Annotated in this window: 9 protein-coding genes; 5 read left to right on the top strand and 4 right to left on the bottom strand. The window is 72.9% G+C overall.

The genetic code is table 11. The annotated features are described in order from the left end of the window. Positions 1-16: 16 nt before the first annotated feature. Together KBX39_RS11930 and KBX39_RS11925 are read left to right on the top strand one after the other, a co-directional pair. On the top strand, positions 17-1,153 hold the full coding sequence (locus KBX39_RS11930; protein WP_064448869.1) for a glutathione-independent formaldehyde dehydrogenase: 1,137 nt from the start codon (positions 17-19) through the stop codon (positions 1,151-1,153). Between the two features lie 91 nt (positions 1,154-1,244). Next, complete coding sequence (locus KBX39_RS11925) at positions 1,245-2,258, top strand: NADPH:quinone reductase (RefSeq protein ID WP_113972170.1); 1,014 nt, start codon at positions 1,245-1,247, stop codon at positions 2,256-2,258. Between the two features lie 180 nt (positions 2,259-2,438). Here the strand turns inward: KBX39_RS11925 and KBX39_RS11920 are convergent, their stop codons facing one another. Next, entirely contained in the window at positions 2,439-4,073 is a 1,635-nt protein-coding gene (locus KBX39_RS11920) for a fatty acid--CoA ligase (RefSeq protein WP_210870473.1), read from the bottom strand. A gap of 100 nt (positions 4,074-4,173) precedes the next feature. Here KBX39_RS11920 and KBX39_RS11915 point away from each other — a divergent pair, with 100 nt between their 5' ends. Continuing rightward, positions 4,174-4,665 (top strand): NUDIX domain-containing protein, encoded by a 492-nt coding sequence (locus tag KBX39_RS11915; RefSeq protein WP_030503787.1) that lies wholly within the window; start codon positions 4,174-4,176, stop codon positions 4,663-4,665. A 7-nt stretch (positions 4,666-4,672) separates the two neighbouring features. On the opposite strand, the gene KBX39_RS11910 is transcribed toward KBX39_RS11915, so the two are convergent. Both KBX39_RS11910 and KBX39_RS11905 read right to left on the bottom strand, forming a co-directional pair. Continuing rightward, a complete protein-coding gene (locus KBX39_RS11910) occupies positions 4,673-6,340 on the bottom strand; it encodes an MDR family MFS transporter (RefSeq protein WP_064448866.1) in 1,668 nt (555 codons plus the stop codon). A gap of 56 nt (positions 6,341-6,396) precedes the next feature. Continuing rightward, positions 6,397-6,951: a type 1 glutamine amidotransferase domain-containing protein gene (locus KBX39_RS11905; RefSeq protein WP_043327208.1), complete on the bottom strand. Its 555-nt coding sequence runs from the start codon at positions 6,949-6,951 to the stop codon at positions 6,397-6,399. Between the two features lie 119 nt (positions 6,952-7,070). On the opposite strand from KBX39_RS11905, the gene rfaE2 reads away from it, so the two are divergent. Both rfaE2 and KBX39_RS11895 read left to right on the top strand, forming a co-directional pair. Further along, a complete protein-coding gene (rfaE2, locus tag KBX39_RS11900) occupies positions 7,071-8,936 on the top strand; it encodes a D-glycero-beta-D-manno-heptose 1-phosphate adenylyltransferase (RefSeq protein ID WP_247660107.1) in 1,866 nt (621 codons plus the stop codon). After that, complete coding sequence (locus KBX39_RS11895) at positions 8,933-9,805, top strand: glycosyltransferase family 2 protein (RefSeq protein WP_064448865.1); 873 nt, start codon at positions 8,933-8,935, stop codon at positions 9,803-9,805. Before rfaE2 ends, KBX39_RS11895 begins: the two co-directional genes overlap by 4 nt. Here KBX39_RS11895 and KBX39_RS11890 read toward each other — a convergent pair. Continuing rightward, on the bottom strand, positions 9,780-10,343 hold a 564-nt coding region (locus KBX39_RS11890), incomplete at its 5' end, for a glycosyltransferase family 9 protein (RefSeq protein WP_210870471.1). The two genes, KBX39_RS11895 and KBX39_RS11890, sit on opposite strands and share 26 nt — an antisense overlap.

Raw genomic sequence — 10,343 nt, 5'->3', positions numbered from 1 at the left:
GCCTACGGTCGGTGACATGAGGGCTGTGGTGTACGAGGGGCCGCACGAGGTGGCCGTCAACGAGGTCGACGACCCGCGGATCGAGGATCCGAACGACGTGGTCGTCCAGGTCACGACGACCGCGATCTGCGGTTCGGACCTGCACATGTACGAGGGACGGACGGCCGCCGAACCGGGCATCGTGTTCGGCCACGAGAACATGGGCGTGATCGTCGAGACCGGGCCGGGCGTGACGAGCCTGCGCGTGGGTGACCGGGTCTCGATGCCGTTCAATGTGGCGTGCGGGTTCTGCCGCAACTGCCGGGAGCAGCGCACCGGGTTCTGCCTGACGGTGAACCCGGGCTTCGCCGGCGGCGCGTACGGCTATGTGTCGATGGGGCCGTACCGGGGTGGGCAGGCGGAGTACCTGCGGGTGCCGTTCGCCGACTTCAACTGCCTGAAGCTGCCGCCGGGCACCGAACACGAGAACGACTACGCGATGCTCGCCGACATCTTCCCGACCGGCTACCACGGGGTGGCGATGACCGGGCTGCGGCCGGGCGAGAACCTGACCGTGATGGGCGGCGGGCCGGTCGGGCTGATGGCGGCGTACTCGGCGGTGCTGATCGGGGCGTCCGAGGTGTTCGTGGTGGACCGGGTGCCGGACCGGCTGCGGCTGGCCGAGTCGATCGGCGCCACCCCGATCGACTTCAGCGCGGGCGACCCGGTCGAGCAGATCCGGGACCGGACCGACGGGGTGGGGACCGATCACGGCGTGGACGCGGTGGGATACCAGGCGTCCGCGCCCAGCGGCGAGGAGCAGCCGGCGCTGGTGCTGAACACGCTCGTGGAGGTGGTGCGCGCGACCGGGGCGATCGGCGTGGTCGGGCTCTACCTCGCGGCGGACCCGGGCGCCCCGGACGAGCACTCCGCCCGGGGTGAGCTGCTGTTCAAGGTGGGCAAGCTGTTCGAGAAGGGCCTGCGGATCGGCACCGGGCAGGCGAACGTGAAGACCTACAATGCGTACCTGCGAAACCTGATCATGGCGGGGCGGGCGACCCCGAGCTTCGTGGTGAGCAAGGAGTTGCCGCTGGACGCGGCGCCGGAGGCGTACCAGCGCTTCGACCGCCGCGAGCCGGGCTACTCGAAGGTCGTGCTCAAGCCGGCCGCCTGACGAGCCGTCGTACGGTGGCCGGGTGCGCCCTGGGCCGCATGTTCGGGCGGCTGCCGGGTAGCGCACCCGGAAGGACGGCGGAGGGACGGCGATGAAGGCGATCGTGTACGAGCGCAGCGGGAACGCCTCGGTGCTCCAGGTGGTCGAGCGGCCCGTGCCGGAACCCGGGCCGGGCGAGGTGCTGGTGCGGATGGCCGTGTCGGGGGTGAACCCGACCGACTGGAAGGCCCGCCAGGCGTGGCCGCTGCCGAGCGGCTGGCAGATTCCGCACCAGGACGGCGCCGGGGTGGTCGAGGCGGTCGGTGAGGGCGTGGACCGGACGCTGATCGGCGAGCGGGTCTGGGTGTGGGAGGCGGCGTGGCAGCGGCCGTGGGGCACCGCCGCGGAGTACACGCTGGTTCCGGTCCGGCACGCGGTGCCGCTCGGTCCGGCGTCGTTCGATCTGGGGGCGGCGCTCGGCATCCCGTTCATGACGGCGCACCGCTGCCTGACCGCGGGTGAGTACATGCCGGACAAGCTGCACGCGGGCGCGCTGAGCGACCATGTGGTGCTGGTGCAGGGCGGCGCGGGCGCGGTGGGCAACGCGGCGATCCAGCTCGCGAGCTGGGCCGACGCCTGTGTCATCGCGACTGTGAGCAGCCCGGAGAAGGCGCAGCTCGCGGCGGCGGCCGGCGCCGACTTCGTGATCAACTATCGCGAGCAGGACGTGGTCGAGGAGGTCCGCAAGGTCGCGCCCGACGGGGTGCACACGATCGTCGAGGTCTCCGCCGCCCGCAACGCCGCCGCCGACGTGCGGATGCTGCGTACCGGCGGGGCGGTCTGCGTGTACGCAGACGACGGCGGCGACGAGATCACGTTGCCGATCCGGCCGCTGATGGTTCCGAACGCGCGCTGGCAGTTCGTGCTGATCTACACCGCGCCGAAGGTCGCCAAGGCGCAGGCGGTCACCGACATCGCGGCGGCGGTGGCGCAGGGCGCGATCCGGGTCGGTGAGGACGCCGGGCTGCCGCTGCACCGGTATCCGCTGGCGGACGCCGCTGCCGCGCAGCAGGCGGTGCAGGACAGCGTGGTGGGCAAGGTGCTGGTCACCACCGCGGACGAGTAGGTGACCGGATTTCCCCGACAGCCGGACAGACGCGAACAAGTTTCGCAACAATGACGGTGCGGGTCAGCCCGTAACGGACGGGCGGCCCCGGCGCGGTGCGAACGCCGGGGCCGCCCTCTGGGAGGAATGCCCGTTGGAAACGTGTTCCTGCCCGTGTAGGCGACGGTACGCCCCGAAACGTTACGACGCGGTCAGTTCCCGTACGTCGAGCCCGCCGTCGGCGTACCGCGAGCGCACCACCTTCTTGTCGAACTTGCCGACGCTGGTCTTGGGCACGGCGTCGATGAACGCCCAGCGTTCCGGCAACTGCCAGCGGGCCACCGAGCCGGCCAGGAAGTCCCGCAGCTCCTCGGCGGTCACCGAGGCGCCCTCGCGAACCACGACGGTGGCCAGCGGGCGCTCGTCCCAGCGCTCGTCCGGTACGCCCACCACGCACGCCTCCAGCACCGCCGGGTGCGCCATCAGGGCGTTCTCCAGCTCGACCGAGGAGATCCACTCCCCGCCCGACTTGATCACGTCCTTGGCGCGGTCGGTGAGCGTGATGTAGCCGTCCGGCGAGAGCGTGCCGACGTCACCGGTCCGCAGCCAGCCGTCCCGGAACTTCTCCTCCTCCGGCACGTCGTCGCCGATGTACCGGGCGGTCACCCACGGCCCGCGCACCTCCAGCTCGCCCACCGACGTCCCGTCCGCGGGCAGCGGCTCACCGGCCGGGCCGACGATCCGCGCGGTCACGCCCGCCGGTACGCGGCCCTGCGTGTAGCGGTAGCGCCAGGCGTCGTCGCCGGTCGCGCCGGCCGGCGCCCGGGACACCGAGCCCAGCGGCGACATCTCGGTCATGCCCCAGGCGTGGATGACGTCGATGCCGTAGCGGTCGTGGAAGGCGTGCATCAGCGCCGGCGGGCACGCCGACCCGCCCACGATGACCTCCTTCAGTGAGGAGAGGTCCACCTCGTGCGCGTCCAGGTAGGCCAGCAGGTCGGTCCAGATGGTCGGCACCGCCCCGGCCAGCGTGGGGCGCTCGGCGGCGATCATCGCGGCGATCGGCTCGGCCTGGAGGAACCGGTCCGGCATGATCAGCGAGGCGCCGGAGAGGAAGGCCGCGTACGGCAGGCCCCAGGACATGGCGTGGAACATCGGCACGATGGCCAGCTCGCGGTCGTTCGGCCCGAGCCCGAAGCCCTCCGGCATGCAGACCTGGAGCGAGTGCAGGTAGATCGAGCGGTGCGAGTAGGCGACGCCCTTGGGGTGGCCGGTGGTGCCCGAGGTGTAGCAGAGCGCGGCCGCGTCCCGCTCGTCCACCTCCGGCCAGTCGAAGTGGTCGGGGCGGTCGGCCAGCAGCGCGTCCCAGTGGTGCACGGTGATCCGGTCACCGGCGGCGGCCAGCAGCGGGGCCGGGTCGCCGCCGCCGACCACCACCACGTGCGCCACGGTGGTCATCTCGCCGATCACCCGGGCGAGCAGCGGGATGAGCGTGGTGTCGACGAGCACCACGCGGTCCTCGGCGTGGTTGGCGATGTAGGCGACCTGGTCGGGGAAGAGCCGGATGTTGAGCGTGTGCAGCACCGCGCCCATGCTCGGCACGGCGAAGTACGCCACCAGGTGCTCGTTGTTGTTCCACATGAACGTCGCGACCCGCTCGTCGCCGGTCACGCCGCACTCGTCGCGCAGCGCCTGGGCCAGCCGGGCGGCGGCGCGGCCGACCTCCGCGTACGTCATCCGGCGCGGTTCGGCGCCGGTCCAGGTGACCACCTCCGCTGCGCCGTGCACGCTGGAGCCGTGTTCGAGGATCCGGGCGACCTGGAGGGGGGCGTCCATCATCGTGCTACGCATGGGTAACAACGTAGTGGCGGCGGTCACATCTACGGAACCCCCCGGAACCACCGAGGTGATCACGGATGATGCGTAGATTGTCCGGGTGAGCATCTCGTGGGCCGACTCGTACGTGGGGCAGCTCCGCGCCCTGGCCGGTGACCGCACCCTGATGTTCGTCGGCGCCCGCGCCGTGGTGCGCGACAACGCCGCCCGGGTGCTGCTGATCCAGCGCTCCGACAACGGCCAGTGGGCGCTGCCGGCCGGCGCCATGGAACTGGGCGAGTCGATCGCCGACTGCGCGGTTCGCGAGGTGCGGGAGGAGACCGGCCTGCGGGCGCTGCGGGTCAGCGCGTTCGCGCTCTACACCGGCCCGGACCGCACCCACACCAACATGTACGGGCACACGTACCAGGTCTTCACCACCGCGTTCCGCGTCGACGAGTGGGACGGCGAGCTGGACCGGTTCACCGACGAGACCACCGACGCCGCCTTCTTCCGTCCGGCGGACTTCCCGCACCCGCTCTCGTCGAGCGTCCACGAGACACTCGCCGACCTGGACGTGTTCGAGCAGACCAACCGGCTGATCCTCAAGTAGCCGCCGGTCACAGCATCGTCTGCGACTTCGCCTCCATGTCGGCGGCGGCCTCCTCCTTCGACTCCTTGGTCAGCGGCTTGCCGCCGGGCGCCGGGGCCTTGCCGCCGATCGGGTCGGCGCCGCCGGTGGCGCCCTGCGGACCGGTGCCGCGCAACTGGTGGTTCGGCATGGCCAGCGTGACCAGCACCGCGACGATCGCGATCAGCCCGGTGGTCAGGAAGACCAGGTGCAGCGACTCGACGAACGAGGCCTGGACGGCGGCGCGTACCGGGGCGGGCAGGGCCAGGATGGCCGCCGGGTCGTTGATCGAGAAGTTCCCGCCTGCAGACACCGCGGCCCGCTGCTCCGGCGGGAGCTGCGCGAGCGCGCCCGGCAACCGGCCGGCCAGCTCGGTGGTGAGCCGGGACGACAGCACCGCGCCCAGGATGGCCACGCCGAACGAGCCGCCGAGCGACCGGAAGAACGTGGCCGAGGACGTGCCCGCGCCCAGGTCGCGCACGCTCACCGCGTTCTGCACGGCGAGGATCAGCGACTGCATGCACAGGCCCAGCCCGATCCCGATCACCACCATGTAGCCGAACGCGGCCCAGAGCGAGGTGGCCACCCGCAGCTGCTGGAACAGCAGCATGCCGACCACGAGCACGGCCGCGCCCGCCACCGGGAACCACTTGTACCTGCCGATCCGGCTCATCGCCCGGCCGGTGACGATCGAGGTGATGATGACGCCAGCCATCATCGGCAGCATCAGCAGACCGCTGCGCGTCGGCGAGGCGCCCTTGACGATCTGGAGGTAGAGCGGGATGAAGATGATCGACCCGAACATCACCAGACCGAGGACGAAACCCGCCGCGTTCGCCAGCGCGAACGTGGCGCTGCGGAACAGCCGCAGCGGCAGGATCGGCTCCTTGGTCCGCGCCTCCTGGACGACGAACAGCACGCCCAGCACCGCGCCCGCGGCGAACAGGCCGACGATCACGCCGGAGCCCCAGGCGTACTCGGCGCCGCCCCAGCTCAGCGCCAGCAGCAGGCAGCTCACGCCGGCCACCAGCAGCGCCGCGCCGATCCAGTCGACCGTGTGCTCCCGCCGCTCGAACGGCACCAGCCGCATCACGTGCCAGCAGACCACGATGGCGAGGATCGCCAGCGGCACGTTGATGTAGAAGATCCACCGCCAGTTGGTCTCCGCGAAGTAACCGCCGACGAGCGGCCCGGCCACCGACGAGACGCCGAACACCGCGCCGAACAACCCCTGGTAGCGACCGCGCTCCCGGGGCGAGACCACGTCCGAGATGATGGTGAACGCCAGCGTCATCAGCCCACCCGCGCCGAGACCCTGCACGCCGCGCGTGACGATCAGCTGGGTCATGTCCTGCGACAGCCCGGCCAGCAGCGAGCCGAGCAGGAACATGCCGATCGAGAACAGGAAGACCGGCCGGCGTCCGTACAGGTCGGCCATCTTGCCGTACAGCGGCGTCGAGGCGGTCGACGCCAGCAGGTACGCGGTGACCACCCACGAGTAGTGGTTGATGCCGCCCAGCTCCCCCACGATCGTCGGCAGGGCGGTGCCGACGATGGTCTGGTCGAGCGCCGCCAGCAGCATCCCGGTCATCAGACCGAACATCAGCAGGCGGATCTGGCGGGCGGGCAGCGCGGGCGGGGCGGTCTGGGCGGTCATCCCGCTTCCTATCCCACCGGGGGCGGATCATGCCCCCGGTGGGCCTGTGACTTTCCTCAGGCGGCGTGCCGGCCCTCGGCGAACTCCTCCACGATCTTGGCGCAGAACGCCGGCAGGTCGTCCGGCTTGCGGCTGCTGACCAGCCCGTTGTCGGTGACGACCTCCTTGTCGACCCAGTTCGCGCCGGCGTTTGTGAGGTCGGTGCGCAGGCTCGGCCAGGAGGTGATGGTGCGGCCCCGCACCACGTCCGCCTCGACCAGCGTCCACGGGCCGTGGCAGATCACGCCGACCGGCTTGCCGGCGTCGAAGAACGACTTCACGAACCGGACCGCGTCCGGGTCCGCGCGCAGGAAGTCCGGGTTCGCCACGCCACCGGGCAGGACCAGACCGTCGTACGCGCCGGCGTCCGCCTCCTTGACGGTGACGTCGACCCGGTACTGCTTGCCGTGGTCCAGGTGGTTGAAGGCCTGGATCGAGCCGGAGTCGAGGGAGACCAGCTCGACCTGCGCGCCGGCGTTCTCCACCGCCTCCCGGGGCTGGGTGTACTCGACCTCCTCGACGCCGTCGGCGGCCAGGAAGGCGATGCGCTTGCCCTGAAGTGTCGCTGCCATGCTCTTCTCTCCTCTCCGAGGTATGTCTGCACCGTTCCCCCGGCCGATGCGGCGAAACCGGGCGCACCGGGTGGCCCGCGTCGCGTTTGGCCCGACGGCGCGGGGGGATCCGCAAAGGCATGGCAGGAGCAGCAGCGGAAGAGCGCCGGCTGGCCACCGTGGTGGCGAGCTGGCAGCAGCGTCCCGTGCTGGTCGTCGGGGACGCCATGCTGGACGAGTGGCGGTTCGCCGAGTCGGAGCGGCTCTGCCGTGAGGCGCCCGCGCCGGTCCTCACCCTGCGGCGGCGGATCTCCGCGGCCGGGGGCGCCGCCAACACGGCGGTCAACGTGGCGGCGCTCGGTGGACGGGCGGCGCTCGTCGCCCCGGTCGGTGCCGACGTGGCCGGTGACGAGCTGCACGACTGCCTGGACCGCGCGGCGGTCTGGGACCGTACGGTGAGCCAGCCCGGCCGGCCCACGCCGGTGAAGCGGCGGATGCTCGCCGGCAACCAGATCCTGCTCCGTGAGGACTCCGGCGGCCCGGAGGACGCGCTGGACGAAGACGGGGTGGCACGGCTGCTGACCGCCCTGCACTGCGCCACCGAGGAGCTGCGCGCGGTGGCCCCGGGACAGCCGCTCACGCTCGTGGTCTGCGACTACGGCCTGGGCGCCCTGCCCTCGGCGGTACGCGCCTGGCTGGTCGCCAACCGGGACCGCTACGGCACCGTGGCGCTGGACGCGCACGACCTGGCCGACTGGCGTGGACTGAACCCGACTGTGGTGACGCCGAGCTTCGCCGAGGCCACCCGGCTGCTGGCCCGCGCCGCCGCCGGTTTCGCACACGGCGAGCGCAACGCCGTACCCAATGGGGGTGACCTGCACCTGGACCACCCGGCGGAGGCCGACGGCCCGTCCGAGCTGATGGTCGGCGCGGCGCCCGGCGGGTCCGGCGACCGCGCGCCGGGCAGCCCGCACCCGACCTCGGGCGCGCCCGCCGCAGCGACGTCCGGCGGCTCGACCGGCCCGACCGGCGAGCCGACGCCCGGCGAGGAGCGGGTGGCGCTGACCGGGGACGGGCTGAGCGTCACCGGCACCGGCGTGACGGTGAGCGCGACCGCCGGCACCGGCGTGGACCGGGCCGTGCTGGCCGAGTCGCGCCTGCCCGAGCTGCGCGCGCACACCGGCGCGGACGTGGTGGCGGTGACCCTGGACACCGAGGGCGCGGTGGTCGGCGGCGCCGAGGGCGAGCCCCGGCGCAGCCACAGCACCCCGGTCCCGGCCAGTCACGCGGTGGGCGCCGGGGACGCGTACCTGGCGGCCATGACGCTGGCGCTCGCCGCCGACGCCGGCCTGCCCACCGCCGCCCAGCTCGCGCAGCTCGCCGCCACCATCACGGTCGCCGACACCGGCACCTGCGTGTGCCGCCGCGAGGACCTGCTCGCCGCGCTCGGCACCGGCCCGGACGACGGCGGGCACCCGGCGCTGGTCGGCGCCGACGAACTGGCCGCGCTGGTGGACGAGCACCGGCAGGCCGGGCGGTCGGTGGTGTTCACAAACGGCTGCTTCGACGTGCTGCACCCGGGGCACGTCCGCTACCTGACTCAGGCCCGCGCGCTCGGTGACCTGCTGATCGTGGCGGTCAACTCGGACGGCAGCGTCCGCCGGCTCAAGGGCGCGGACCGGCCGGTCAACCCGGTCGAGGACCGGATCGCGCTGCTGGCGGCGCTGGCCTGCGTCGACCACGTGGTGGTCTTCGAGGAGGACTCCCCGGCCCGGCTGATCGAGGCGGTCCGCCCCGACGTCTACGTCAAGGGCGGCGACTACCCGCCGGAGATGGTGCCGGAGGCGCCGCTGGTGCGGCGGCTGGGCGGGCAGGTGCGCACGCTCGGGTACGTGCCGGACCGCTCCACCTCGGCGATCATCGACCGCATCCGCGCCCAGTCGCTCATGAGCGAACGCACCGAGCGGAGCGAGGACAGCCCCGTGGGTGAGGGCAGGCCGGCGTGACGCGACCGCTCGACCCGGGCACGCCCGGGCAGTTCCGGCAGCGCCGCCGCCTCGACGTGCTCATTCCCACCCGCAATCGGCCCGCCGAACTGGCTGTCACGCTGTCCGGGCTGGCCGCGCAGGAGGGCGTACCGGGGTTCGGGGTGGTGGTCAGCGACCAGTCCGACGGCGAGCCCGCGTACGCGCATCCGGCCGCCGCCACCATGGTCCGGGCGCTGCGGCACCGGGGGCATCCGGTGCTGCTGACCCGGCGGCTGCCCCGTCGCGGCCTGGCCGAACACCGGTGCTACCTGCTGGCCCAGTCGGCGGCCGACGCGGTGCTCTGCCTCGACGACGACGTGTGGCTGGAGCCGGGCACGCTGTCCCGGCTGATGACCGCGCTGGACGAGCTGGGCTGCGGGTTCGTCGGCAACGCGGTGCACGGGCTCTCCTACGCCGACGACGTCCGCCCGGAGACGCACCAGCACTACGAGGAGTGGGCCGGGCGGCCGGTGCCGGAACGCATCCTGCCGGGCACGCCGGAGTGGCACCGGGCGTCGATCCACCCGGCCGCGAACCTGCTGCACGTCACCGAGAAGCTGAACCTGCCGCCCGGGCAGTGGCGGGCGTACAAGGTCTCCTGGATCGGCGGCTGCGTCCTCTACGACCGGACGAAGCTGGTCGAGTCCGGTGGCTTCGACTTCTGGGAGCGGCTGCCCGACCGGCACCAGGGCGAGGACGTCGCCGCCCAGCTCGCCGTGCTGGAGCGCCACGGCGGCGCCGGCGTGCTGCCCAGCGGGGCCTACCACCTGGAGTCGCCGACCACAGTCACCGAGCGGGACGTGGAGGCGTGGGAAGTGGTGCTCAGCGAGTCGACGGCGGAGGTGTGAGCAGCTCGCGGGCCGCCTCGATCACCTCGGCCGCCGGCACGTCGGCCACGAACGACACCCGGTGCGGGCACTCCCCGTCGCCGGGCCGGTGCGGGTAGATCCCGGGTGTGCAGTCGACGCCGCAGACCGGGCAGTGGGTGGTCCAGGCGGCGATCGGGCGGTGCCGCCCGCGCAGCGGCGACGCCCCGTTGATCAGGTTGCCGACCCAGAACACCCCGACCGTCGGCGCGCCCACGGCGGCGGCCAGGTGCAGCGGGCCGGTGTCGTTGGAGACCACGAGCGCGCAGTCCGCGTACGCGGCGGCCAGCGCGCCGAGGCTGAGCGTGCCGACCTGCGGACGCACCGGCACGCCGGCCGCCGCCACCACAGCGTCCACCGTCTCCTGCTCGGCGGGGGTGCCGGTGACCAGCACCTCGTACCCGTCGCCGGTGAGCGCGCGGGCGACCTCGGCGAAGCATTCCGGCGGCCAGCGGCGTCGCGTGTCGGTGGCGCCCGGGTGCAGCGCCGCCCGGGGCCGGGTGGGTTCGCCGAGCACGGC

Origin of the sequence: Micromonospora sp. D75, from assembly GCF_018070405.1 — a bacterium.
GTDB classification, from domain to species: domain Bacteria; phylum Actinomycetota; class Actinomycetes; order Mycobacteriales; family Micromonosporaceae; genus Micromonospora; species Micromonospora chalcea.
Note: the sequence above shows the minus strand (reverse complement) of the source record. Positions and strands in the feature narration are given on the sequence as shown.